The 24,516-nt window shown below is 73.1% G+C and carries 23 protein-coding genes; 7 read left to right on the top strand and 16 right to left on the bottom strand.

All coding sequences use genetic code 11. The features are described from left to right. Positions 1–15 precede the first annotated feature (15 nt). A complete protein-coding gene (locus ACZ49B_RS14340) occupies positions 16–543 on the top strand; it encodes a rhodanese-like domain-containing protein (protein ID WP_468305031.1) in 528 nt (175 codons plus the stop codon). Between the two features lie 91 nt (positions 544–634). On the opposite strand, the gene ACZ49B_RS14345 is transcribed toward ACZ49B_RS14340, so the two are convergent. The 4 genes from ACZ49B_RS14345 to ACZ49B_RS14360 all read right to left on the bottom strand — a co-directional run bounded on the left by ACZ49B_RS14345 (position 635) and on the right by ACZ49B_RS14360 (position 6,676). Then, complete coding sequence (locus ACZ49B_RS14345) at positions 635–2,338, bottom strand: DUF885 domain-containing protein (RefSeq protein WP_468305035.1); 1,704 nt, start codon at positions 2,336–2,338, stop codon at positions 635–637. Between the two features lie 161 nt (positions 2,339–2,499). Next, positions 2,500–3,969, bottom strand: a complete 1,470-nt coding sequence (locus tag ACZ49B_RS14350) for a GNAT family N-acetyltransferase (RefSeq protein WP_468305037.1) — start codon at positions 3,967–3,969, stop codon at positions 2,500–2,502. A gap of 153 nt (positions 3,970–4,122) precedes the next feature. After that, positions 4,123–5,718 carry an alkaline phosphatase D family protein gene (locus ACZ49B_RS14355; protein WP_468305041.1) on the bottom strand — a complete coding sequence of 532 codons (1,596 nt, stop codon included), beginning with the start codon at positions 5,716–5,718 and terminating at the stop codon, positions 4,123–4,125. Positions 5,719–5,824: 106 nt separating this feature from the next. Next, positions 5,825–6,676, bottom strand: a complete 852-nt coding sequence (locus ACZ49B_RS14360) for an alpha/beta fold hydrolase (protein ID WP_468305043.1) — start codon at positions 6,674–6,676, stop codon at positions 5,825–5,827. A 310-nt stretch (positions 6,677–6,986) separates the two neighbouring features. Between ACZ49B_RS14360 and ACZ49B_RS14365 the strand changes: the two genes are divergently transcribed. Continuing rightward, positions 6,987–7,748, top strand: a complete 762-nt coding sequence (locus tag ACZ49B_RS14365; protein WP_468305046.1) for a GntR family transcriptional regulator — start codon at positions 6,987–6,989, stop codon at positions 7,746–7,748. A gap of 469 nt (positions 7,749–8,217) precedes the next feature. Here ACZ49B_RS14365 and ACZ49B_RS14370 read toward each other — a convergent pair whose 3' ends face one another. From ACZ49B_RS14370 to ACZ49B_RS14380, 3 genes are all read right to left on the bottom strand, one after another. Then, positions 8,218–9,375, bottom strand: coding sequence for an ROK family transcriptional regulator (locus tag ACZ49B_RS14370; RefSeq protein ID WP_468305049.1), 1,158 nt, complete (start codon positions 9,373–9,375; stop codon positions 8,218–8,220). Between the two features lie 131 nt (positions 9,376–9,506). Continuing rightward, positions 9,507–10,157: a response regulator gene (locus ACZ49B_RS14375; protein ID WP_030300198.1), complete on the bottom strand. Its 651-nt coding sequence runs from the start codon at positions 10,155–10,157 to the stop codon at positions 9,507–9,509. Between the two features lie 4 nt (positions 10,158–10,161). Beyond that, positions 10,162–11,337 carry a sensor histidine kinase gene (locus ACZ49B_RS14380; protein WP_468305052.1) on the bottom strand — a complete coding sequence of 392 codons (1,176 nt, stop codon included), beginning with the start codon at positions 11,335–11,337 and terminating at the stop codon, positions 10,162–10,164. A gap of 108 nt (positions 11,338–11,445) precedes the next feature. Between ACZ49B_RS14380 and ACZ49B_RS14385 the strand changes: the two genes are divergently transcribed. Genes ACZ49B_RS14385 through ACZ49B_RS14395 form a run of 3 tightly spaced genes read left to right on the top strand, consistent with a single transcriptional unit; the run spans position 11,446 to position 13,611 of the window. Then, positions 11,446–12,357 carry an ABC transporter ATP-binding protein gene (locus tag ACZ49B_RS14385; RefSeq protein WP_468305054.1) on the top strand — a complete coding sequence of 304 codons (912 nt, stop codon included), beginning with the start codon at positions 11,446–11,448 and terminating at the stop codon, positions 12,355–12,357. Between the two features lie 29 nt (positions 12,358–12,386). Next, positions 12,387–13,136, top strand: coding sequence for an ABC transporter permease (locus ACZ49B_RS14390; RefSeq protein WP_468305057.1), 750 nt, complete (start codon positions 12,387–12,389; stop codon positions 13,134–13,136). Positions 13,137–13,176: 40 nt separating this feature from the next. Beyond that, positions 13,177–13,611 (top strand): hypothetical protein, encoded by a 435-nt coding sequence (locus tag ACZ49B_RS14395; protein ID WP_468305060.1) that lies wholly within the window; start codon positions 13,177–13,179, stop codon positions 13,609–13,611. On the opposite strand, the gene mug is transcribed toward ACZ49B_RS14395, so the two are convergent. The 5 genes from mug to ACZ49B_RS14420 all read right to left on the bottom strand — a co-directional run bounded on the left by mug (position 13,608) and on the right by ACZ49B_RS14420 (position 18,893). Beyond that, on the bottom strand, positions 13,608–14,168 hold the full coding sequence (gene mug, locus ACZ49B_RS14400) for a G/U mismatch-specific DNA glycosylase (protein WP_468305561.1): 561 nt from the start codon (positions 14,166–14,168) through the stop codon (positions 13,608–13,610). The two genes, ACZ49B_RS14395 and mug, sit on opposite strands and share 4 nt — an antisense overlap. Then, positions 14,165–15,598 (bottom strand): adenylosuccinate lyase, encoded by a 1,434-nt coding sequence (purB, locus tag ACZ49B_RS14405; protein WP_468305062.1) that lies wholly within the window; start codon positions 15,596–15,598, stop codon positions 14,165–14,167. The genes mug and purB overlap by 4 nt, the downstream gene beginning before the upstream one ends. A 71-nt stretch (positions 15,599–15,669) precedes the next feature. Next, the gene (locus tag ACZ49B_RS14410) at positions 15,670–16,461 is read right to left on the bottom strand and encodes an SGNH/GDSL hydrolase family protein (protein ID WP_468305065.1); all 792 of its coding nucleotides are present in this window, start codon (positions 16,459–16,461) and stop codon (positions 15,670–15,672) included. Between the two features lie 69 nt (positions 16,462–16,530). Continuing rightward, positions 16,531–17,556, bottom strand: coding sequence for a hemolysin family protein (locus tag ACZ49B_RS14415; protein ID WP_468305067.1), 1,026 nt, complete (start codon positions 17,554–17,556; stop codon positions 16,531–16,533). After that, positions 17,553–18,893, bottom strand: coding sequence for a hemolysin family protein (locus ACZ49B_RS14420; RefSeq protein ID WP_468305070.1), 1,341 nt, complete (start codon positions 18,891–18,893; stop codon positions 17,553–17,555). The genes ACZ49B_RS14415 and ACZ49B_RS14420 overlap by 4 nt, the downstream gene beginning before the upstream one ends. A 196-nt stretch (positions 18,894–19,089) precedes the next feature. On the opposite strand from ACZ49B_RS14420, the gene ACZ49B_RS14425 reads away from it, so the two are divergent. Then, on the top strand, positions 19,090–19,515 hold the full coding sequence (locus ACZ49B_RS14425) for a GNAT family N-acetyltransferase (protein WP_468305073.1): 426 nt from the start codon (positions 19,090–19,092) through the stop codon (positions 19,513–19,515). Positions 19,516–19,557: 42 nt separating this feature from the next. Here the strand turns inward: ACZ49B_RS14425 and ACZ49B_RS14430 are convergent, their stop codons facing one another. Then, positions 19,558–20,223, bottom strand: coding sequence for a class I SAM-dependent methyltransferase (locus tag ACZ49B_RS14430; RefSeq protein ID WP_468305076.1), 666 nt, complete (start codon positions 20,221–20,223; stop codon positions 19,558–19,560). 240 nt (positions 20,224–20,463) lie between these two features. Between ACZ49B_RS14430 and ACZ49B_RS14435 the strand changes: the two genes are divergently transcribed. Then, the gene (locus tag ACZ49B_RS14435; RefSeq protein ID WP_468305079.1) at positions 20,464–21,090 is read left to right on the top strand and encodes a hypothetical protein; all 627 of its coding nucleotides are present in this window, start codon (positions 20,464–20,466) and stop codon (positions 21,088–21,090) included. 103 nt (positions 21,091–21,193) lie between these two features. Here ACZ49B_RS14435 and bioD read toward each other — a convergent pair whose 3' ends face one another. From bioD to bioB, 3 genes are read right to left on the bottom strand one after another with little or no spacing between them, the layout of a single operon-like run. Continuing rightward, positions 21,194–21,913 carry a dethiobiotin synthase gene (gene bioD, locus ACZ49B_RS14440; RefSeq protein WP_468305082.1) on the bottom strand — a complete coding sequence of 240 codons (720 nt, stop codon included), beginning with the start codon at positions 21,911–21,913 and terminating at the stop codon, positions 21,194–21,196. Between the two features lies 1 nt (position 21,914). Then, entirely contained in the window at positions 21,915–23,228 is a 1,314-nt protein-coding gene (locus ACZ49B_RS14445; protein WP_468305084.1) for an adenosylmethionine--8-amino-7-oxononanoate transaminase, read from the bottom strand. Then, positions 23,221–24,441, bottom strand: a complete 1,221-nt coding sequence (bioB, locus tag ACZ49B_RS14450; RefSeq protein ID WP_468305087.1) for a biotin synthase BioB — start codon at positions 24,439–24,441, stop codon at positions 23,221–23,223. The genes ACZ49B_RS14445 and bioB overlap by 8 nt, the downstream gene beginning before the upstream one ends. Positions 24,442–24,516: the final 75 nt, after the last annotated feature.

Genomic DNA, 24,516 nt, shown 5'->3' on the forward strand with positions numbered 1-24,516 from the left:
CGTAGATTCTGAGCCATGACGACGACGCAGAACACCGCAGCCCCGGCCGCCGCCCCCGCTCCCGCCGCCAACCCCGTGCTCCGGGTGCCCCCGGCCGCCCCGGCCGCGGCCGCCGCCTACTTCGCCGCGAGCCTCGCCTTCCACGCGGACGTGTCCGATGTCGCCGCCGCCTTCAAGGCCCACCGCGAGCAGGGCGCCGAGCTCGGCTTCCAGCTGGTCGACTCCCGCTCCACGCCCGCCTGGGACCAGGCCCACGTGCCCGGCGCGGTCCACCTGCCGACCGCCCTGATCCCCGAGCAGGCCGAGCAGCTCCTCGACAAGGACCTCCCCGTGGTCACGTACTGCTGGGGCCCCGGCTGCAACGGAGGCGCCCGCTCCGCCCTCGCCCTGGCCCAGCTCGGCTTCCAGGTCAAGGAGATGCTCGGCGGCATCGAGTACTGGATCCGCGAGGGCTTCGAGGTCGAGACCTGGCAGGGCAGCGAGCAGCGCGCCGAGGCGGACCCGCTGACCGCGCCGACCGACTCCGACGACTGCGGCTGCTGACGCTCCGATTCCGCGCGCGCCGCAACGCCGTACGGGCCGCCCGCTCCCTCGCAGGGGAACGGGCGGCCCGTACGCGTGACGGCCGACGGGGTCAGAGCTTCGACAGCTCGTCCACCAGGTCGTCCAGGCCCAGCGAACCCTGCGACAGCGCCGCCATGTGCCACGCCTTCAGGTCGAAGGCGTCGCCGTGCGCGGCGCGGGCGTTGTCCCGCCCGAGCAGCCAGGCCCGCTCGCCCAGCTTGTAGCCGATCGCCTGACCCGGCATCGACAGGTAGCGGGTGACCTCGCTCTCGATGAAGTCCGCCGGCCGGCCACTGTGCAGGCCGAAGAACTCCTGCGCCAGGTCCACCGTCCAGCGCTCGCCCGGGTGGAACGGCGAATCCGCCGGGATCTCCAGGCCCAGGTGCATGCCGATGTCCACGATGACCCGCGCGGCGCGCATCATCTGGCAGTCCAGGTAGCCCAGGCGCTGCTCGGCGTCCTTGAGGTGGCCCAGCTCGTCCATCAGGCGCTCCGCGTACAGCGCCCAGCCCTCGACGTTGGCGCTGACGAGGCCGACGCTGGCCTGGTAGCGGGAGAGCTGGTCCGCGACGTGCGTCCACTGCGCGAGCTGGAGGTGGTGGCCGGGAACGCCCTCGTGGTACCAGGTGGAGACCAGGTCGTACACCGGGAAGCGGGTCTGGCCCATCGTCGGCAGCCAGGTGCGCCCGGGGCGGGAGAAGTCCTCCGAGGGGTTGGTGTAGTACGGGGCCGCCGCGCCGCCCGGCGGGGCGATCATGGACTCCACCCGCTTCACGCGCTCGGCGAGCTCGAAGTGCGTGCCGTCGAGGTTCTGGATGGCCTCGTCCATGATGCCCTGCAGCCAGGCCTGGACCTCCTCGACGCCCTCGATGTGGGTGCCGTGCTCGTCGAGGTGCTTCAGCGCCTCCCAAGGACCCGCGCCGGGCAGGATCTTGGCCGCCTCGGCCTTCATCTCGGCGAGCAGGCGGTGGTACTCCGACCAGCCGTAGGCGTACGCCTCGTCGAGGTCCAGGTCCGTGCCGTTGAAGTACCGGGACCAGCGGGCGTAGCGCTCGCGGCCCACCGGGTCCGGGGCGTCGGCGACGGCGGGTTCGTACACGTCGCGCATCCAGTCGCGGAGCTCGGCGAGGGCCGTGGTCGCTCCGGCGGCCGCCTCCTCCAGCCCGGAGCGCAGCGACTCCGGGCCGCGGGACGCGAATTCGCCGAAGAAGCTCTCGCCGTCGCCGTCCTCGCCCACCCAGGTGGTGAGCTGGCCGATGAAGGTCGCGGTGGCGCGCGGGCCGCCGTACAGGCCGCGGTCCAGGCCGAGTCCGAGGCTCTCGCGGTAGCCGGCGAGGGCGGCGGGGACCGCCCGCAGCCGCTCGGCGATCGCCGCCCAGTCCTCGTCCGTGTCCGCGGGGGTCAGGGTGAAGACGTCGCGGACGGAGTGCGCGGGCGAGTGGATGTTGCTGACGGCCCGCAGGTCCTCGTCCGCCTCGTACACGGCGAGTTCGGCGGTGAGGCGCTCGCGCAGCAGGCGGGCGCAGCGGCGCTCGGCGTCGCTGTCCGCGCCGGGCAGCCGCTCGGCGGCGTCGAGGCGGGCGAGGGTGGAGCGGGACAGGTCGGCGGCGGCCGCGCGGCCGGCCGGGGAGAAGTCCGGGAGCCGGCTGGAGCTCGCGGCGACACCGAGATAGGTGCCCGTGATCGGATCGATGGCGATGAGGTCGTCGACATATGCGTCGGCGACCTGGCGGGGCAGCCGGGAGGCGCTGTCGCTGCGAAGGGTCTCTGACATGCGGCCATCTTCGTACGGCGGACCGCCCCGCGTCATCACCGTTCGCTGTCAGCCTGCTGACGTACGCGGGAGCGGCGGACCGGGCGTCCGCTCCCGCGCCGTCAAGCGGATCCGACCGGGGGCGCCTTCTCGCCGCCCGGCCGGATCCCGCCGGGCCGGGTTCAGTGCGGGTGGTTCTGCTGCCCGTACGGGTACTGCGCGCGGGGCAGCTCGTACGGGACGCGGGAGACGACCGGCGAGGCGTCCAGACGGGCCGTGATCACCAGGGTGCCCTCCTCGATCTGGTAGTCGAGCGGGAGGCCGAGGCCGCGCATGGCCGCGACCATGCCGGTGTTGGCGGCCCGGGTGACGGCGTACACGCTGTCGCAGCCGGCCTCGACGGCCATCGCGATCAGGCGGCGCAGCAGCTCGGAGCCGATGCCGCGGCGCTGCCAGTCGTCCTCGATCAGCAGCGCGACCTCGGTCTCGTCCCCGTCCCACAGCAGGTGGCCGAGGGCGACGAGCTTTCCGGAGGCGGTGGTGGCGGCGAGGGTGCGGCCGAAGCGGGGGCTCAGCAGGTGGCCGAGGTAGCGGTCGGCGTCGGCGACGGGCCCGTGGTAGCGCAGGCCCAGGGTGCGCTCGGAGCAGCGGTCGTGCATCGCGCGGGCGGCGGCGAGGTCGGAGCCGTCGGCGCGGCGCACGGTGATCTCGTTGCCCTCGGGCAGGGTCAGCACGTCCTGGCTGCGCGGGACGCGCGGTCCGAGCCGGGTGTCGAGCTCGACGAGGGCGCGGGCCCGGGCGAACTCGGTCGGGGTGAAGCGCAGGTAGGGGCGCTCCACGGTGATGGCACCGCCCGAGGGGTCGCGCAGCCGCATCACCGTCGCCTCCAGGACGCCCTCGACCGGGGCGTCGGCGGCCGCGTTGGGGCGGCCGGAGAGGGTGGTGGCCGGGATCGAGTGGATGGTGCAGCGGCCGAGCAGCTGGCGCAGCGCGAGGGGCAGCTCGGCGGCGTCCAGGGCGGTGCGGGTGGCCAGGCCGAGGACGCGGGTCGGGGTGTCGACCAGGTCGTGCGCGTCGGCGCGCTCGATCCAGGTGCTGTGGGCGCCGGCGCGGGCGATGGCGCGGGTGAGGTCGGCGGAGGCCAGCTGCTGCGGGGAGCGCAGCAGGAACTCGTCGACGGTGCCGCCCTCGGGGAGCGGGTGGGTCTGCAGGGTCAGGATGTCGACGCCTTGGTGGGCGAGCGCGGTGCACACGGCGGCGAGGCTGCCGGGCTCGTCCCGTACGGTCGTCCGCATCCGCCACAAGGAGGTGGTGGCGGCGGTCTCCGTTGCGGGCTCCGACGTGGACCCGGGCGCGGACCCGGACGGCGACTCGGCCCGGGCCGCGCCGGGGGCCGTATCGGAGGGCGCCGTACTCAGCGGCGGCGGCGCATGGCTGTGGCGGCGTGCCCACCAGGTGTGGAACGCCGCCGTGACCAGGAGCGCGACGGCCGAGGCGACGAGCAGGACCGGGCCCTTCGGGCCGTGTACGACCAGATTGGCGATGCCGTCGGCGACCGCGACGGCGCAGAACAGCGCGGCCAGTTCGACGATGTCGCGGCGCCAGTGGTGGCGGTGGTGGCGGTGTGCGGGGGTGTGGATGCGTTCAGTCATGCATGCCACTGTGGCGCAGGGGTGTTGCGTGATCACGAACGGTCTGTGACCGACTGGTTAAGTGTCAGTCTGGCCGATTTCGCCCTGTTTTCCGGCGGGATTCCGGGATCCGGGATCCCGCCGGCGGCCGGGCCTGCGGTCCTGCCCGCTGTCCTACTGGCCCACGCGCCCGGGCTGGAGCGTCGTGGTGAAGAGTACGCCGCCACCCTGGCGGCGCAACCGGACGGTCAGCTCCCCGCACTCGCCGTCGATGTCGACCTCTCCGTAGTACGGCGGGTTCTCGGACGGCGACATGTTGGCGAGCGGGGCCGACTGGACGTACGCGGTCTCGGGCCCGAAGGTGGCGTCGAGCTTCCCTGCGGGGAACCCGCCCGCGCCGACGGGGCCGGAGACGAACTCCCAGAACGGTGCGAAGTCGGTGAAGGCGGCCCGCTCGGGGGCGTAGTGGGTCGCGGCCGTGTAGTGGACGTCGGCGGTGAGCCAGAGGGTGCCCGTGATGCGCTGGTGCTTGATGTGGCGCAGGAGTTCGGCGATCTGCAGCTCGCGGCCGAGCGGGGCGCCCGGGTCGCCCTGGGCGACGGCCTCGAAGTTCGCGGCCCCGTCGGGTACGACGATGCCCAGCGGCATGTCGGCGGCGATGACCTTCCACGTGGCGCGCGAGCGCGACAGCTCGCGCTTGATCCAGGCCAGCTGCTCCTGGCCGAGGATGCCGACCGGGTCCACGGTCTGGCGGCCGGGGGAGTTGGCGTCGCGGTAGGTGCGCATGTCGAGGACGAAGACGTCGAGCAGCGGCCCGTACCGCATGACCCGGTACATCCGGCCCTCGGCGCGGCCGCCGCGGAGGTCGGTGACGGGGAAGTACTCGCCGAAGGCCCGGCGGGCGCGGCCGGCGAGCGTGTCGATGTCCCGCACGGTGTAGCGGGGGTCGTCGATCACCTGGCCGGGGTACCAGTTGTTGCGCACCTCGTGGTCGTCCCACTGGGCGAGGACCGGCACCTGGGCGTTGAAGTCGCGCAGGTTGCGATCGAGCAGGTTGTAGCGGAAGTTCCCGCGGAACTCGTCGAGGGTCTCGGCGACCTTCGCCTTCTCCTCGGTGGTGATGTTGTGCCAGATGCTGCCGTCGCGCAGGGGGACGGAGGCCTGGATCGGGCCGTCGGCGTAGATCGTGTCCCCGCTGAAGAGGAAGAAGTCGGGGTCGCGCTGCCGCATCTCGTCGAAGACGCGGTAGCCGCCGAGGTCCGGGTTGATGCCCCAGCCCTGCCCCGCGAGGTCCCCCGACCACAGGAAGCGCACGTCGTGGCGGCGTGAGACCGGGGTGGTCCGGAAGGTGCCGCGGACCGGCTCGCCGGTGCGGCGCGGGTCGTCCGGGTCGGCCAGGACCACCCGGTAGTGGATCTGCTGCCCGGGCGGGAGGTCGCGCAGGGTGGTGGTGCCGGTGAAGTCGGTGGCGGGGCCGAGGAACGGACCGCCGTGGCGCCGGACGCCGTAGCGGAACGACTCGCTCGGGGAGGTCTCGACGTACATCCGCGCCGGCCGGTCGGAGCGCGTCCAGACGGTGGCCGAGTGCGCGGTGATCTCACCGCACTGGGTGCCCCACGGCGCGCTCGGCCGCCCGGAGCGGGTGAACGCCGTAGCGGGGGTGGGCGCGGCGAGCGCGGGCGCGGCCGCCGCCCCGGACAGGGCGAGGCCCACCGGCACGGCGAGCGAACCGCCGAGCAGGGAGCGTCGGGTGTGCGGAATCGGTGCCATCGGAGCGTCTCCAGGGGCCGGCGGGGACGGGTCGGACCAGTGTGCCGCCGCACACCGGCCCGTCCGCGTCGCGCAACCGAACCGTGGATGAACAGCCGTCAGCCGCTCAGCCCACCTGGCTGGTTGTGGCACGTACCGTGTCCAGAACCACACGGGAGACCAGCGCCGGGTCGTCGTTCATCGGGACGTGACCGCATCCGCGGAGCCGGATCAGCCGGGCGCCCGGGACCGCCCGCTTGGCGCGTACGCCCTGGCGCGCCAGGAGCAGCCGGTCGCGGGAGCCCCAGGCGATGGTGACCGGCAGGCCGGGCACGTCCGAGGTGAACCGTACGGAGCGCCCCGCGGCCAGGGTCTCGTCGAAGCCGGTGGCCTCGCGCAGGGCGAGCGTCTCGGCGACCACGGCCTCCGGTGAACGGCGGGCCGGGTGGGCGTAGATGGTGCCGGTCAGTGCGGCCCGGCCGGCGGCGCTGCGCGAGAGCCGCTCGAGGGTGGAGTGGGGCAGCGTGAGGGCGCCGACGCGCATCGCGCGGAGGGTGGCGAAGGCGTACTTGCGCTCGGCTTCGGTCCAGAAGCCGGCGGGGGAGAGCGCGGTGACCGAGCGGACCAGGTTGCTCCGGCCCATCTCGAGCGCGAGGAGGCCGCCGAGGGAGTTGCCGACGACGTGCGGGCGTTCGACGCCGAGGGCCGAGCAGAGCGCGCCGAGCGCGGGCACGAAGGTTCCCAGGTCGTACGGAACCCCCTCGGGCAGGGGCTCCGAGACGCCGAAGCCGGGCAGGTCGACGGCGATCACGTCGTGCTCGGCGGCCAGGATGTCGGTCACCGGGTGCCAGGCCTGGAGGTGGTGGCCGATGCCGTGCAGCAGGAGAAGCGGTGCGCCGGCGCCCTTGCGCTCGTAGGCGACGGTGGCGGTGCGGGGGCCCAGCGGCGATTCGATCGGGAAGGAGACCGTGGCGGTCATGCTGCTCCTCGTCGGTTGGACGCGTGTGAGACAGGCTGTCAGTAATGGCTAAGGCCATGATTACCGCCCGGTAGCCCGGCGGGACAAGCCTCCGGCGCGTGTCGGGGCGAGTCGTCGCGGTGAGCGAGAACATCGCGTGAACGGCTTGATACGTATGCCCGATCTGCCCGGTAAAGGGGTGAGCATTGGTCTTGACCAAGGGGGTGCGCCGTCCTATGGTCGGCAGGGATAGTGCAAGAACCTTTAATAAACAAAGGCGCGGAACTGCCGCTGGAACACGGCGATTGCAGCGATGGCAGGAGGAGTCAGGGTGGGGACCACGCAGCTCGAAACGGTGCCGGAACCGAAGTACTGGCACCTCAAGACCGTCCTCAGCGAGGCGCTCGACCGCGACTTCTCCGTGGGCGAGATCCTGCCGAACGAGCGTGAGCTCGCCGCCCGCTTCGGAGTCGCCCGCGCGACCCTGCGGCAGGCCCTGGAACAGCTCGAACTCGAAGGCCGCCTGCAGCGCCGTCGCGGCGTCGGCACCACCGTCGCCCCGCCGCGGGTCGGCGTGGCCGTCGGCAGCACGGGGCACGGCTGGCCCGGCGAGAGCGTCGACGGCTGGGAGATCGTGGACGGGGCCGGGGCCGCCCTGCCGTCCGCCGCCGTCCTGAAGCTCCTCGGCGGCGCCGCCGACCAGCTCGTGCACACCGTGCGCCGGACCCGGGTCTCCCACGGCCAGGCCGTCGCCGCCGAGCTGCTGTACGTGCCGGCCGCCTCCGTGCCCGGCCTCTCTGCCATCGACGCCCCGGCCGGACCCGCCCGGGCCCGTGCCGTGCTGCGCGAGCTCCAGCGGCTCGCCCTGGACGGCCAGGACCGCTCGGTGGAGCTCGGCTCGGCGCGTGCCGACGACGCCAAGGAACTGGACCGGCTGCCGGGCGCCCCGGTGCTGGTGGTCACCACCCGCTACTTCACCGCCGCGGGAACGGCCGCCGTCTCGGTCGCCACGTACCGCGCGGACACCTGCCGCCTGACCTTCGGCGACACGGGAGACGTGGAGATCACGCACGAGGCCCGCGTCGCCTCCTGACACCCTGCCCCCCGAACGGCCCTACTCCGGCGCCCCCGGACCAGGGCCGTTCGGCGTTTCATCCCCCGGCTGGGCCGCCTCTTCCGGATCTTGCTCCCCCAGCTACCGCTGGGAGGTGCCCCCAGACCCGCGTCGTCCGGCACCGCACCTCGCCGCGTTGTCGAGGCTCCCGAGTACGTCCAATACTCGGGAGCCTCTCCGCCTTGCGATGCACGGCACCGGACGACGCGGGCCCAACCGGCAAGGTCAGGAAGCGACGACCTGGAGGCGGGGCCGGGGGCCAGGACCTCTCGACGGCGGATGCCGGAACGGGCTGGGGGCGAGCCCGCGGCGAGCTCGGGCTGAAGGCGGACCGGAGGTCGGGCCGCCACCCGGCGGCGGGTTACGGGAAGCCGCGGAAGGAGTCGGCAGCCGACCGGAATCCGGGGCGTCTCCCCGGCGTTGGTCCCGGGACCCTGCCGGGTCGCGGTCAGCGGCGGCGGGTGGTGACCGTTTTCTCCACCGCGAAGAGCTCTTCCTCCACATGGTCCAGCGCCAAGCGCAGGGCCCCGGTGGCCACCGCGGCCTCGCCGAGCAGGGACTGTGCCACGCGCGGGGGGCGCAGGCAGTAGCGCTCCAGCTCCCGGCGCAGGGGATCCAGTACCCCGTTCAGGCCGGCCGCCCAGCCGCCGACCACGACCAGCTCCGGATCCATGGCCAGCACCAGCGCCGCCACATCGTGCACCAGCCGTTGGATGAAGCGCTCCACCGCGGCCACGGCCTGCTCGTCGCCCCGCTTGGCCATGGCGAACACCTCGGCCACCGCCTGCTCGTCCAGCGGATGCAGCGGTTCGCCCGTCGTGGACAGCAGCTTCTCGGGCGTCACGCCACGGCCCAGCAGGTGCAGCGCACCGATCTCGCCCGCCGCCCCGCCGAACCCGCGGTGCAGCCGGCCCCCGATCAGCGAACCCGCCCCGGGGCTGAGCCCCGCCATCACGAACACCATGTCGTCGGTGTCCTGCGCCGCGCCCTTCCAGTGCTCGGCGACGGCGGCCGCATTGGCGTCGTTCTCCACCTGCACCGGGCAGCGGAACGAGCGCCGCAGCCGCTCGCCGAGCGGCAGGCCGGTCCAGCCGGGCAGGGCCGTGCCGAGGCGTACGGTGCCGTCCGCCTCCACGATGCCGGGGCTGCCGACGCCGACCGCCCGCAGGGAGTCGCGCGGTACGCCGGCCCGCCGCAGCAGATCGGCCACCGCCGCCCGCACCCGCTCCAGCCGCTCGTCGGCGGAAGCCGTCTCGGCGACCTCCTTGGTGCCGGCGCCGATCACCCGCCCGTCCAGCCCGGACAGCAGCACCGCGACCCGGTGCGAGCCGATCTCGATGCCGAGGAGGTGCCCCGCCTCGGCTCGGAACCGATAGCGCCTGGCCGGCCGCCCCTGGCGCCGCGCACCCTCTTCCGCGCCCGCCTCGACGACGAGCCCGGTCCCGATCAGCCCTTCGACCACGCCTTCGACGGTCGGCCGGGACAGGCCGGTCAACCGCGTGAGGTCGGTGAGTGTCGGCGACTCCGCCGCGCGCAGCGCACGCAGCACCACGGCCGAATTGATCCGCCGGAGCAGAGAGGGATCCCCGCCGGTCAGCTGCCCCAACGTGTGTCCTCCCAGCTAGCGAGCTTGTCTGCCGGATGGTACTGCGCCCCTGGGGCCGGGGCGAGAACCAGCCCCCCATCGGCCGGAACCGGCTGTTCCCCTCAGGTCGCGGCGACTCAGGCCGGGGCGACTCAGGCCGGGGCGACGAATCCCGACTCGTACGCCGCGATCACGGCCTGGGTCCGATCCCGCGCCCCCAGCTTGCCCAGAATCGCGCTCACATGGGACTTCACCGTCTCCGTGCCGACGATCAGCTCCTTGGCGATCTCGACGTTCGTCAGTCCTCGCGCCATCAGCCGCAGCACCGCCTCCTCGCGCTCGGTCAGCGCGGCCCGCTCCAGCACCGCCCGCGCCTGCCGGTTCCCGTACTCCGCTGCGAGGGCCCGCACGGCCGCGGGGAAGAGCAGTGTCTCGCCCTCCGCCACCAGCCGTACCGCGTGCACGATCTCGGAGGGGCGGGCCCGCTTCAGCAGGAACCCGTCCGCCCCGGCCCGCAGCGCCTGGTACACGTACTCGTCGTTCTCGAACGTGGTCACCACGAGGATCTTCGGCGGAGAGTCCACGGTCCGCAGCACGGCCCGCGTCGCCTCGATCCCGTCGAGGAGCGGCATCCGCACGTCCATCGCCACCACGTCCGGCCTCAGCTGCCGCACGAGCGGGACGACGGAGGCTCCGTCGGCCGCCTCACCCACCACTTCGATGTCGGGCTGGGCATCCAGGACGGCACGCAGACCCGCGCGCACCAGGGGTTCGTCATCGACGAGCAGAACGGTAACCGGCATCCGGTCAGCGTATTCGCTCCAGCGGAAGCCGTGCGCGCACTCTCCAACTGCCCTCGAACGGCCCGGTCTCGGCCTCCCCGCCGAGCAGTGCGGCCCGCTCCCGCATCCCGCGCAGCCCGCTCCCCCTGCCGGAGATGAAGGCGGGCCCCTCCGGCAGCGGGTTCGTGACCTCCATGTCCAGCCTGCCGACGGCCATCTCCACCCGGACCCGGACCGGCACCGGACCGCAGTGCCGCAGCACGTTCGTGAGGGCCTCCTGCAGGATCCGGTAGGCCTCCCGGGTGACCGGGCCCGGCAACTGCTCCAGCCGTCCCGTCAGTTGCGCGTCCACATCCGCCCCCGAGGCGCGGGCCGACTCCAGCAGCCGGTCGGCCTCCGCCAGCGTCGGCCGCTGCGAGACGGGCTGCGCCGACTCCCGCAGGACCAGCAGGACCCGTTCCAGGTCCTCCAGCGCGGTCCGGCCGGTCTCCTCGATGGCGCTCAGCGCCCGGTCGGTGAATTCCGGGTCGCCGGCTGCCCGAGCCGCTCCCGCCTGCACCACGCACACCGTCAGGGCGTGCCCGATCGAATCGTGCAACTCCCGCGCGATGCGGGTCCGCTCCAACAGCTGCTCGGTGCGGGCCTCCAGGGCGGTGAGCCGCTCGGCGGCCGAAGGCCCCAGCAGCCGGCGGGCGATCGCGGTGACCAGCTCGCCCAGCAGCACCACTATGACGATGAGAAGGACCAGCGGCACCGGGACGAGCAGGGCGGCGGCCCAACGCGGCGGGACGAAGGGGATCATGAGGTCCGAGTTGAGCGGGTGCCCGAGCGCCGCCGCGATCAGTTCGACCGTGATCGTCGGGAGCCATACGGTCGCCGCCATGGCGGCGAGCGCGATGACGAGCCGTGCCTCGAGCCACAGCAACGTCCGCCACCGGTCGCCCCACCGCGCCGACGGCGCGGCGCTGATGCCGCTGTCGGGGTCGCCGTGATCGTGCGGGGTGAGCAGGAACTGCGCCTGCAGCCCCTCCGCCAGCCGCACCCACGGCACCAGGCCGAACGGTATGACGATGACCAACGGCATCCACGGCCACTCAGGCTCTATGAACATCCACAGGGCCAGCAGCAGCACGGGCACGCACAGATGCAACCAGCGTGAGTAGGTCACCGGTTGGAGCGGAGCACGGAGCAGTCGGTACATGCCCCCATCGTGGCAGTGTGCGGCCCGGCCGCGTCTCCCCCACGTGGGGGAGACGGCACCCTCGCACGGGGGAGGGAAGGGGGTGGGTCGGGCGGCGAGTCTTGAGCCATGAACAGCATCGAGATCCGAGAACTGACCAAGGAATACGGCCGCACCCGGGCCGTGGACCACCTCACCTTCGACGTTCTGCCCGGGCGGGTCACCGGATTCCTCGGGCCCAACGGCGCCGGGAAGTCCACCACGATGCGCCTGCTGCTGGGCCTGGACCGGGTCACCTCCGGGACGGCCACCATCGGTGGCGCGCGGTTCACCGACTTCCCCGACCCGCTCCACCGGGTCGGCGCTCTCCTGGACGCCCAGGCGGCCCACGGCGGGCGCACCGCGCGGGACCACCTGCGCCTCCTCGCCGCCGCCAATCGCATTCCGGTGCGCCGGGTCGAAGAGGTACTGGAGCAGGCGGGGATCGCCTCGGCGGCGAAGCGGCGGGTCAAGACGTTCTCGCTCGGCATGCGCCAGCGCCTCGGCATAGCGGCCGCACTGCTGGGGGATCCCGAGGTCCTGCTGCTGGACGAGCCCACCAACGGCCTCGACCCCGAAGGCATCATCTGGATCCGCGAGCTGATGCGGGGACTGGCCGCCGAAGGCCGCACGGTGCTCGTCTCCAGCCATCTGATGTCCGAGACCGCGGCGCTGGCCGACCACTTGGTCGTGCTCGGGCAGGGCAGGTTGCTGGCCGACTCCTCGATGGAGGATTTCATCGAGGCCCGCAGCACCCCGAAGGTACGCCTGCGTACCTCGGATCCGGTTCGGCTCCGGGCGGCCCTCGCCCGGGACGGCTTCGAGCTGGCGGCCGCCGAGGGCGAGCGCTGGACCGTGGAGGGCATACGGGCCGAGCAGCTCGGCGGCATGGCCGCCCGCGAGGGCATCCCCGTGCTGGAACTCTCCGACGAACGCGCCTCGCTGGAGCAGGCCTACCTGGACCTCACCGCCGACCACGCCCAGTTCGCCGCCACCCACTGACTTTCACCCCCACCCAAGGAGGCTTCGCCATGAGCGCCGCTCTGCCCACCGTCCCCGTCCTGCACTCGGAATGGATCAAGATACGGTCCCTGCGTGGCACGTTCGGGGCGCTGATCGCCATTCTCGTGGTCACCGCCGGGATACAGGCTCTGGCGGCCGCCGCCATAGGCCAGGCGGAGGCAGGCAGCTTGGGGGAGGACTCGCTGCTCGGAGCCTTCTACGGCATCAACTTCGGCCAGATAGCGGCGTTCACCTTCGGGGCGAGCGCGCTGGCAGCCGAGTTCCACAACGGCGCCCTGCGCACGACGCTGACCTCGGTGCCGAACCGTACCCGTTTCTACCTGTCGAAGATCGCCATGGTGGGTGGGCTCGCCTTCCTGGTGGGTCAGGTCACCGGACTGCTCACGTTCGTCCTGGGCCAGGCGTTCATGGGCCGGTACGCGCTGTCGCTGGGGGACCCGGGTGTCCTCCGGGCCGTCTTCGGCAGCGGGGTGTACCTGACGCTCATGGCCCTGTTCGCGGCCGGACTGACGGCGGTGCTGCGCAGCGCGGCGATCGTGCTGAGCGTGCTCATACCCTTCGTCGTCATGGTGCCGTTCATCATCGGTCAGGCCGCGGGCGGCGTCGCCGAGTTCCTGCCGGACCAGGCGGGGCAGCTCGTCATGCACGTGGACTCCACCGGACGGCTCGGTCCCTGGAGCGGCCTCGGTGTGCTGGCGCTGTGGGCGGCGGCCGCGTTGGCCGGAGGCTGGCTGGCGGTGCGCCGGCGGGACGCGTGACGCGGGGCCAGTTGTCAGACCCCGGCGCGATACTGACGGCATGACCACGGCAGAGCATCTCGACACGATCGACCGGCTCCGGACGCGTGACTTCCCCGACGTCCGGGGCAGGTCCGAAGTGGGCACCAGCGGGCCCGGCTACCACCTCGCCGAGCTGGGCGGGAGCCGGTGGTACGGGGACGAGGACGCGGCCGACCGCTTGGCGCACGAGGACCAGGTGTCCGCCGAGTACGAGGCCCTGACCCAGCGGCTGGAGGAGCGGTGGGGCAAGCCCGACCGGTTCACGCTCGACAGCCTGAAGCTGCGGGCGGAGTCCGGGGAGGTGGCGCAGCCGTGGCAGGAGATCGGCGCCACGAGCGACCACCTCCACCTGTGGCGGGCCGGGGACCGCTGGGTCGCGATCTACGAGGCCCGGTGGGGGGCCGACCACTCACCGCAGCTCATGGCCGCGGTGACCGTGATCGACCCGCCCTAGTGCTCGGGGAACGACTCGGGGGTCGCCTCGGCGGCCACGCGGAGGCGGGCGTACTCCTGGGCCATGGATTCTGCCGTCCAGTGGGCGTTGAGGCCGCTGGGGTTGGGGAGCGCCCAGATGCGGGTGGAGCCGATGGTCCGGTCCTGGGGGCCGATCTGGGCCCTTCGCTCGCCGAACGCCGTGCGGTAGGCGGTGACACCGACGACCGCCAGCCATTGCGGGCGCAGCTGTTCCACCTTGGCGGTCAGGATGCGGCCGCCTTCCCGGAACTCTTCGGCGCTCAGCTCGTCGGCCCGGGCCGTGGCGCGGGCGACGACGTTGGTGATGCCGAGCCGGTAGGTCAGCAGCTCCTCCTGCTCCGCGGGGGCGAGGCGGCGAGGGGTGAAGCCGGACAGGTGCAGGACGGGCCAGAAGCGATTGCCGGGGCGGGCGAAGTGATGGCCCGTCGCGGCGGAGAGGAGACCCGGGTTGATCCCGCAGAACAGCACGCGCAGACCGCCCGCGACCACGTCCGGGATGACGCGGTCACGGGCGGCGCTCAGCTCCTCGGGGGTCAGAGGATCGACCCCGGCGTGTACCCGGCGGCCTCCGGGTGCTGCTTGGCGATCGCCTCGATACGGGAGACCACCGCGGCGACCTGGTCACCGGCGGCGCCCGTGAAGGACAGCTTGTCGGCCATCAGGGCGTCGAGCTGGGCCCGGTCCAGCGGCATCCGCTCGTCGGCGGCCAGCTTGTCCAGCAGCTCGTTGCGCTCGGCGCCCTGCTCGCGCATGGCGAGGGCGGAGGCCACCGCGTGCTCCTTGATGACCTCGTGGGCGGCCTCACGGCCGACACCCGCCCGCACCGCGCCCATCAGGACCTTGGTGGTCGCGAGGAACGGCAGGTAGCGGTCCAGCTCGCGGGCCACGACCGCCGGGAATGCGCCGAACTCGTCGAGGACCGTCAGGAAGGTCTCCAGCAGGCCGTCGAACGCGAAGAACGCGTCGGGCAGAGCCACCCGGCGGACCACGGAGCAGGAGACGTCGCCCTCGTTCCACTGGTCGCCGGCCAGCTCGCCGGTCATCGAGGCGTAGCCGCGCAGGATGACCATCAGGCCGTTGACGCGCTCGCAGGAGCGGGTGTTCATCTTGTGCGGCATCGCGGAGGAGCCGACCTGGCCGGGCTTGAAGCCCTCGGTGACCAGCTCGTGGCCGGCCATCAGGCGGATCGTCTTCGCGATCGACGAGGGGGCGGCGGCCAGCTGCACCAGGGCGGTGACCACGTCGTAGTCGAGCGAGCGGGGGTAGACCTGGCCGACCGAGGTGAAGGCCTGGCCGAAGCCGAGGTGGGCGGCGATCCGCTGCTCCAGGTCGGCGAGCTTGGCGGCGTCGCCGCCGAGCAGGTCGAGCATGTCCTGAGCGGTGCCGACGGGGCCCTTGATCCCGCGCAGCGGGTAGCGGCCGAGCAGGTCCTCCAGGCGGTCGTAGGCGACCAGCAGCTCGTCGGCCGCGGTGGCGAAGCGCTTGCCCAGGGTCGTCGCCTGCGCGGCGACGTTGTGGGAGCGGCCGGCCATGACCAGCTCGGCGTGCTCGCCGGCCAGCTTGCCGAGACGGGCGAGGACGGCGACCGTGCGGTCGCGGGCCAGCTCCAGCGAGAGCCGGATCTGCAGCTGCTCGACGTTCTCGGTGAGGTCGCGGGACGTCATGCCCTTGTGGACGTGCTCGTGGCCGGCGAGGGCGTTGAACTCCTCGATGCGGGCCTTCACGTCGTGCCGGGTGACCTTCTCGCGCTCGGCGATGGACGCGAGGTCGACCGTCTCCAGGACGCGCTCGTAGTCGGCGAGGGCGGCGTCCGGGACGTCGATGCCGAGGTCCTTCTGGGCACGGAGCACGGCGAGCCACAGCCGCCGCTCCAGCGTCACCTTGTACTCGGGGGACCACAGGACGGCGAGCTCCGCGGAGGCGTAGCGGCCGGCCAGGACATTGGGGATGCGGGGCTTGGCAGTCACGTGTAGGGATTCTACTTGGGCCGCAGCTGTGCGTTTACGCAGGTAGGGACCCCACCCCGGATTGTGCCTTGCTACGAGAGCCGCTCGCCCGCGACGGCCTCGTACGGCAGCAGCTCCGGGCGCTTGGCCGGGCGGCCGTCCCCCGAGGAGCGACCCGTCAGCCGGCGGCCGACCCAGGGCAGCAGGTGCTGCCGCGCGAAGCTCAGGTCCTGGGAGCGGCGCACGGCCCAGCCCGGGGGTACCGCGGGTGGGAGCTCGGCGCTCCAGTCCTGCTCGGGCGGCAGGCCCAGCGTCTGCCAGACCGCCTCGGCCACCCTGCGGTGGCCCTCGGCCGTCAGGTGCAGCCGGTCCACGTCCCACATGCGGGGATCGGCGAGGACGGCCGCCCCGTACAGGTCCACCACCAGGGCCCCGTGCCGGGCGGCGAGCTCCTCGATGAGGGCGAAGAGCTCCTCCATGCGCGGCCGGAAGCGGTCCATCACCGGCCCGTTGCGCCCCGGGGAGCGCATCAGCACCAGCGTCTTGCACGTGGGCGCCAGCAGCCCCACGGCCTCCTCCAGGTGCCCGCGTACGCGGCCCATGTCGACCTTCGGACGCAGGGCGTCGTTCAGGCCTCCCACCAGGGTCACCACGTCGGCGCGCATCGCCGCCGCGACCGGGGCCTGCTCCTCGGCGATCTGCCCGATCAGCTTCCCGCGGACCGCGAGGTTCGCGTACCGGAAGCCGGGCTCGCGCGCCGCGAGGCGGGCGGCCAGCAGATCGGCCCAGCCCCGGTAGGAGCCGTCGGGCAGCAGGTCGGACATGCCTTCGGTGAAGGAGTCGCCGACCGCGACGAAACTGGTGTAAGACGCATTCATCTCCATGGCGGAGCGATGCTACCGCGCGGTACCCCCGCCCCGCAGAGCCGGGGGACCGCCGCGGTGGCAGCTGCGTCAGGCGGAGGCCTGCCTGCCGAACAGCTCGCGCAGCACGTCCTCCATCGTCACCAGGCCCGTCATCGCGCCGCCCGCCCCGAGCACCGCCGCCAGGTGCGTCCGGCTGCGCCGCATCGCGGTCAGCACGTCGTCCAGCGGCGTCTCGGCCCGCACTTGCGCGATCGGCCGCAGCGCGGACAGCGGGAACGGCTGGTCCCGCTCCGGTCCGTCCGCGTCCAGGGCGTCCTTGACGTGCAGGTATCCCAGGATCCTGGCCTGGGCGTCGATCACCGGGAAGCGGGAGTACCCGGACTCGGCCGACAGCCGCTCCAGCCCCGCCGGCGTGATGCCCTCCCGGGCCACGACGACGCCGTCCAGCGGCAGCACCACATCGTTGACCGGCCGGCGGCCCAGCTCGAGGGCGTCGTGCAGCCGCTCGCTCGCCCGGCCGTCGATCAGCCCCGCCTCACTGGAGTCCCGCACGATCCGCGCCAGCTCGTCGTCCGAGAACGTCGCCGAGACCTCGTCCTTCACGTCCACCCGCAGCATCCGCAGCAGGAGGCTGGCGAAGGCGTTGATCGCGAAGATCACCGGCTTCAGCGCCCGCGTCAGGGTCACCAGCGGCGGACCGAGCAGCAGCGCGGTGCGCACCGGCTCGGACAGGGCCACGTTCTTCGGCAGCATCTCGCCGAAGAGCATGTGCAGGTACGTCGCCAGCGCCAGCGCCACCACGAACGAGATCGCGTGCGTCAGCCCGGACGGCACCCCGAACAGGTCGAACAGCGGCGTCAGCAGGTGCGCGATGGCCGGCTCGGCCACCACACCCAGGACCAGGGTGCACAGCGTGATGCCGAGCTGCGCCGCCGCCATCAGCGCCGACACGTGCTCCAGGCCCCACAGCACGGCGCGGGCCCGCCGGTCGCCCTGCTCGGCGTACGGCTCGATCTGGCTGCGCCGCACCGAGATCAGCGCGAACTCCGCGCCGACGAAGAAGGCGTTGACGACCAGGGTCGCCAGGCCGATCAGCAGTTGGAGCACCGTCATCGGGCTCCCTCCCCACCCTTGTCCTGCGACGGCTCGACGGGCGCGTGCAGCAGCACCCGCGCCGCCCGCCGTCCGCTGGCGTCCACCACGTCGATCCGCCAGCCGCCCAGCTCCATGCTGTCGCCGACGGCCGGGATCCGGCCCAGCTCGGTCGCTATCAGCCCGGCCAGCGTCTCGTACGGGCCGTCCGGCACGCGCAGTCCGATCCGCTCCAGCTGGTCGGTGCGCGCGGCGCCGTCGGCGGAGTAGAGACGGCGCCCGGAGGCGTCCGTACCCGCCGGGGCCAGGTCCGGGGTCTCGTGCGGGTCGTGCTCGTCGCGCACCTCGCCGACGACCTCTTCGACGATGTCCTCCAGGGTGACCACGCCGGCCGTGCCGCCGTACTCGTCGATCACGACGGCCATCGTCTGGCGGCCGGACAGCAGGTCCAGCAGCCGGTCCACGGTCAGTGACTCCGGCACCAGCAGCGGATCACGCAGCAGCCGGGAAACGGGGCTGCGGTGGCGTTCCTCGGCGGGCAGCGCGAGCACGTCCTTGATGTGGACGGTGCCGACGACGGTGTCGAGGCTGCCCCGGTAGACCGGGAAGCGCGACAGGCCGGTCGCCAGCGTCGCGTTCGCCACGTCCTCGGCGGTGGTCTGCACGTCGAGGGCGGTGACCTGGACGCGCGGGGTCATGACGTTCTCCGCGGTCAGGTCGGCCAGGTTCAGGGTGCGTACGAACAGCTCGGCGGTGTCCTTCTCCAGCGCGCCCGCCTTGGCGGAGTGCCGGGCCAGCGCCACCAGCTCCTGCGGGGTGCGCGCGGAGGCCAGCTCCTCGGCCGGCTCCATGCCGAACCGGCGGACCATGTGGTTCGCCGTGCTGTTCAGATGGCTGATGAACGGCCGGAAGGCGCGGCTGAAGACCCGCTGCATGGTGGCCACCCGCTTGGCGATGGCCAGCGGGGACGAGATCGCCCAGTTCTTGGGCACCAGCTCGCCGACGACCATCAGGACGACGGTCGACAGCACCGTGCCGAGGATCAGGGCGGTGGAGGAGGCGGCGCCGGCCGACAGCCCCATGGCCTCGAAGGGGCCCTGGAGCAGGGCGGCGATCGACGGCTTGGAGATCATGCCGATGACCAGCCCGGTCACCGTGATGCCGAGCTGGGCGCCGGAGAGCTGGAACGTCAGGCTGCGCACGGCCGCCAGGGCGCTCTCGGCCCCGCGCTCGCCGCGCTCCACGGCCTGGTCGAGCTCGCTGCGCTCGACGGTGGTCAGCGAGAACTCGGCCGCGACGAAGGCTCCACAGGCAAGGCAGAGCAGCAGCGCCACGAGGAGCAGGAGCACTTCGGTCATCGGTCGGTCACCTCCATTCCATGATCAGTCAGGAGGAGGGGTGTCGCGCGATGTCGGGTACTGGGGGGCTCGCCCATGGGCGGACGCTCACACCTTTCGATCGGGTCGGTCGGGTTGCTGTCCACAAGGGTAAAGGACCGGCAAAGAGGGCGGATCATTCTTTTGGCGGAGCGCACCCGGATGATGGGATCCGGACATGAGCGATCTTCACATCGGTCCCGCGTCGGCCGCCGATCTCACCGCCGTGCTCGACTTCTGGAAGACCGCTGCCGAGGGAACGAGTATCAGCGACGACCTCTCCGGGGTCGAGCAGCTCCACGCCCGCGATCCGCACGCCCTGCTGCTCGCCAGGCGCGAAGGCGAACTGGTCGGCACCGTGATCGCCGGCTTCGACGGCTGGCGCTGCCACCTCTACCGGCTCGCGGTCCACCCGGCACACCGCCGCCAGGGCATCGGGTCGGCGCTGCTGGCCGCCGCGGAGGACCGCTTCGGGGCGCTCGGCGGACGGCGTGCGGACGCGATGGTGCTGGACCGCAACGAGCGGGCGCACGGGGCGTGGGACGCGGCCGGGTACCACCCCGAGGACCACTGGACGCGCTGGGTCAAACCGCTGGCCGGCTGAGGCCGGGCGGACCGGGCCCGGCCCCGAGCCGCCGCAAACCCCCTACGCGGGACCGCGGCGCGCGGAACCGATCACGCAGTACGACGTGGGGAGCGCCGGTCCGCGCTCGGGCAGCCGGAACCTGCGGTACGAGACGGCCCGGAAACCGGCGGCCTCGATCGCGGCGACCGGGTCCCGGTAGGTGTGGCACCCGCCGAAGAGGTGGGGCCACACGGTCCGGTCCAGCGTGCGCTGGACGGCGGCCATGCCGGGAGTGGGCGCCCGGCCGTGCTCGAAGAAGCGGAGTTCGGCGTCGGGGCGCAGCACCCGGTGGAGCTCCGCGAGCGAACGGGTCAGGTCCCGTACGGTGCACAGCACGAGGGAGGCGACGGCGGCGTCGAAGGCCTCGCTCTTGACCGGGAGGGCCTCCGCGACGCCCGGTACGACGTCGACGGGGACCTCGGCGCGCAGGGCGGCGTCGGCCGCGAGCCTGCGCAGGCTCCGTTCCGGTTCGACGGCGACGACCTCGGACACGGCGCGGGGGTAGTGGGCGAAGTTGAGGCCGTTGCCGGCGCCGATCTCGATGACCCGGCCGGACACCCCGTGCAGGAGCTCGCTGCGGAGGGCGGCGACACCTCCGCGGGCGTCGGCGGTGGTGCTGAACCGGGCGTAGAACCGGGCGAAGAGCGGGTGGTCGACGGAATCCGGGCCTTGGTGCGGTGTGGCCATGGCGGGCCTCCGGGGCGGGGTGGCGGCGGGTGCGCTTGTCCTGCCGGTTCCCCGTCCGGGCGGCCCGCAAAACCGGCCCCGGCGGGACGGGACCGCCGCCCGCGGCCCCGCCGGGGGCCGGCGAAGGACGACCGTCGCGTGCGGATTGAGTACGCGTACTCAGGAGCCCGGGACCTGACGTGGGGACAATCGGGGGATCGCCCCGCCCGTTGGGGCCCGCCCAGGGAAAGTGGAGACCCCGTGACGTCCCGTACCACCACCGCCGGCGCCGTGCTGCTCGCCGCAGGACTGCTCGCACTGACCGCCTGCGGCACCACGGTGTCCGGGAGAAGCGGCGCGGCCGCGGACCCGTCCCCGGTGCCGTCGCCCAGCCAGACCACGGACTACGCCGCCCAGGCGGCGGCCGCGGTGGCCCGCCACGACAAGCTCTTCCCCGAGGTGGCCGAGCTGTGCGAGGGCAAGGCGACCGTGGCCCCGACCGGGCCGGCCACGCCGGACGATCTGCCTACGGATCCCGAGGCGCGCAAGTACGCGGAGAACCACGCGTACAAGAAGGAGGCGACGCTCACGCCTGCGGCCAAGTGCCGGGGCGACGCGCACGCCGCGCGGATCAGGAAGGCGCTGGGCAGCTCGGACGGGAAGGGCGCACCGAAGACGACGGCGGAGCTCAGCGGGCTCCTGACCGGGATGGGCTACAAGCTGGAGACCGGAGACGTGTACGCATCGAGCACGGGCAACCTCTCGTTCGTCCTGTCGATCCCGGAGAGCGGGCCGTGCGTGACGGGGTACTTGACCCCGCCGATGAGCGTGAAGGCGCACGGGGTCTACATGGAGGGCGGCTGCCACGAGCCCCGCGGCGGCCACTGAACGCCCCCGCGGCCGGAACGCCCCCCGGCCGGAACGCGCCCGCGGCCGGAACGGCCCGGCGCGCCGGTCGGCGGCGCCGGGCCGATGAGGTCCGGTCCCGGGATCAGGGCTGCCAGGTCGTCAGGAACGACTCCGGGGACCACGTGCCCGCGAGGGCGGGGGACAGCCAGGTGGGGGCGGCCGAACGGAAGGACTCCGGGGACAGGGCCCCCGAAGCCTCCGGAACGGCGCCCAGCAGCGGCAGCCCCGAGGACGACGGGAGGTCCGCCAGGTTGCAGCGGCAGGCCAGGTCCGGCTCGGCCGGCCAGCTGCCGATGACCACGCCCAGGGCCTCCAGCTCCCGGGCCCGGAGCGCCTCGGCCGTCAGGGTCGTGGAGTTGAGGGTGCCGAGGGCCGCCGGGGCGACCACCAGCACCGGGGCGCCGAGGAGGCGGGCCGCATCGGCCAGCGTGTGGCCCGCCTCGTCGAAGCGGACCAAGAGGCCGCCGGCGCCCTCCACCAGCACCAGGTCGTGGGACCGGGCGAGCCGGCTCGCGGCCTCCGCGACGGCGCTCGGCGAGACCGTGGGCAGCCCCGCGCGGCGGGCCGCGGTGTCGGGGGCCAACGGCTCCGGGTAGCGGGCCAGTTCCACCGCCGTGACCGTGGGGCCGGCCAGGCGGACCGCTTCCGCCGCGTCGCCCGGCTCGGTCGGGTCCACGCCGGTCTGCGCCGGCTTGAGGACCGCCACCGAGCGGCCCGCCGCCACCGCGGCCGCCGCGATCGCCGACGTGACGACCGTCTTGCCGATCTCCGTGCCCGTGCCCGAGACCATGAGTACCGTCATGTCAGCCCTCCGCCGCGGCCGCGCACACCGCGCGGCAGATGCGGGCCACGTCGCCGTCGCCCGTGACGAACGGCGGCATCACGTAGATCAGGTCCCTGAACGGGCGCACCCACACGCCTTCGCGGACCGCTGCCCGGGTCGCCGCGGCCACGTCGACCTCGTGGGTCAGCTGGACCACGCCGATCGCGCCGAGGACGCGTACGTCCCTCACGCCGGGCAGGTCACGCGCCGGGGCCAGGCCCTCCACGAGACCCGCCTCGATGCGCTTGACCTCACGCTGCCAGTCCTGGCCGAGCAGCAGGTCGATCGAGGCCAGCGCCACGGCCGTGGCGAGCGGGTTGCCCATGAACGTCGGCCCGTGCGCGAGGACGGGGACGGCTCCCCGGGAGATCCCGTTCGCCACCCGCTCCGTGCACAGCGTCGCCGCCAGCGTGAGGTAGCCGCCGGTCAGGGACTTGCCCAGGCACATCACGTCCGGGGTCATCCCCGCGTGGTCCGCCGCGAACAGGGCGCCGGTACGGCCGAAGCCGGTCGCGATCTCGTCCAGGATGAGCAGGACGTCGTACTCGTCGCACAGTTCGCGCAGCACCCGCAGGTAGCCCGGGTTGTGGAAGCGCATGCCGCCCGCGCCCTGAACCACCGGTTCCACGATCACCGCGGCCAGCTCGTCCGCGTGCGCGGAGAGCAGGGAGCGCAGGTGGTCGACGTACGCCGGGTCCACGGGCGCGTCGAAGCCGCTCGGCGGCACGTCGGCGAACAACTGGCGCGGGAGGATCCCCGACCAGAGCTCGTGCATGCCGCCCTCGGGGTCGCAGACCGCCATCGGCGTCCACGTGTCCCCGTGGTAGCCGCCGCGCCAGGTCAGCAGCCTGGTCTTGCCGGGCCGGCCGATGGAGCGCCAGTACTGCAGGCACATCTTCACCGCGACCTCGACCGAGACCGAGCCCGAGTCGGCGAGGAAGACGTGCTCCAGGCCGGGCGGGGTGATCTCGACCAGCCGGGCGGCCAGCCGGACGGCGGGCTCGTGGGTGAGCCCGCCGAACATCACGTGGGACATGCGGCCGAGCTGGTCCGTCACGGCCTCGTTCAGGACCGGGTGGTTGTACCCGTGGATCGCCGACCACCAGGAGGACATGCCGTCGACCAGCTCGGCCTGCCCCTGGGAGGGCTCGGCCAGCCGCAGCCGGACGCCCGAGGCGGAGGAGACGACCAGCGGCTCCTGCCGCCCGGGCATCGGGCCGTACGGGTGCCAGACGTGCTGCCGGTCCAGCGCGAGCAGTTCCGCGGCCGGCATGGCGTGGTGCTGGTCAGGCATTGGGGGCGAGGTCCGTTCCCGCGCCCCGGCGGCGGACCGCCACCAGGTCCGAGCGGACCTCGCCGGCCTGCGCCTGAACAGGCTCCGCCTGGGCCGGGACGGCCTCGGCCTCGTGCCCCGAGCAGCCGCCGCAGGCCGAACCGCAGCCCGCCTCGGCAGCCGAGGAACCGCACGGCCCGTGGGCCGCGGCGGCAGCGGCCACCGCGTCCGCGCGGTGCGCCGGGAGGGTCGTCGTGCCGGCGCCCTCCACCTCGAAACCGGCGTCCGCGATCATGTCGAGGTCGGCCTGGCCCGCCTGGCCCTCACTGGTGAGGTAGTCGCCGAGGAAGATCGAGTTGGCGATGTTCAGCGCGAGCGGCTGCATCGAGCGCAGGTGCACCTCGCGGCCGCCGGCGATCCGGACCTCCACGTCGGGGCAGACGAACCGGACCATCGCCAGGATCCGCAGGCAGCGCTGGGGGGTGAGGTTCCACTCCTTGGCCAGCGGGGTGCCCTCGAAGGGGATCAGGAAGTTGACCGGCACCGAGTCCGAGTCCAGCTCGCGCAGCGAGTAGACGACGTCGACCAGGTCCTCGTCGCTCTCGCCCATGCCGGCGATGAGGCCGGAGCAGGCGGACAGGCCCGCCGCGTGCGCCTTCTGCACCGTGTCGACCCGGTCCGCGTAGGTGTGGGTCTTGGTGATCTGACCGTACGTGGCCTCGGACGTGTTGAGGTTGTGGTTGTAGGCGTCGGCGCCCGCGTCCTTCAGGCGCTCGGCCTGGCCGTCCGACAGCAGGCCGAGGCAGGCGCACACCTCGACGCCCTCGTTCTGCTCCTTGATCGCCTCGATCGTCTTGCCGACCCGCTCCACGTCGCGGTCCGTCGGACCGCGCCCGCTCGCCACCAGGCACACGCGCTTCGCGCCGCCCGCCACACCGGCCGCGGCGGCCTGGGAGGCCTCGTCGGGCTTCAGCCACGTGTACTTGAGGATCTCCGCCTTCGATCCCAGGCGCTGGGAACAGTAGGAGCAGTCTTCCGGGCAGAGCCCGGACTTCAGGTTGACCAGGTAGTTCAGCTTGACCCGACGCCCGAACCACTGGCGGCGCACCTTGCCGGCCGCGGCCACCACGTCGAGCAGTTCGTCGTCAGAGGTCGCCAGTACGGCGAGCGCCTCTTCGCGGGTCGGCAGCTCGCGCCGCAGCCCCTTGTCCACCAGGGTGTTCAGCAGGTCCATGAGGCCGATCCTGGACCACGCGACCACTCCCGGCCAAGGAGAGATCGCACAACATGGCCGGAACGGAGTGTGTGT

Source organism: Streptomyces sp. NPDC031132 (assembly GCF_055570595.1).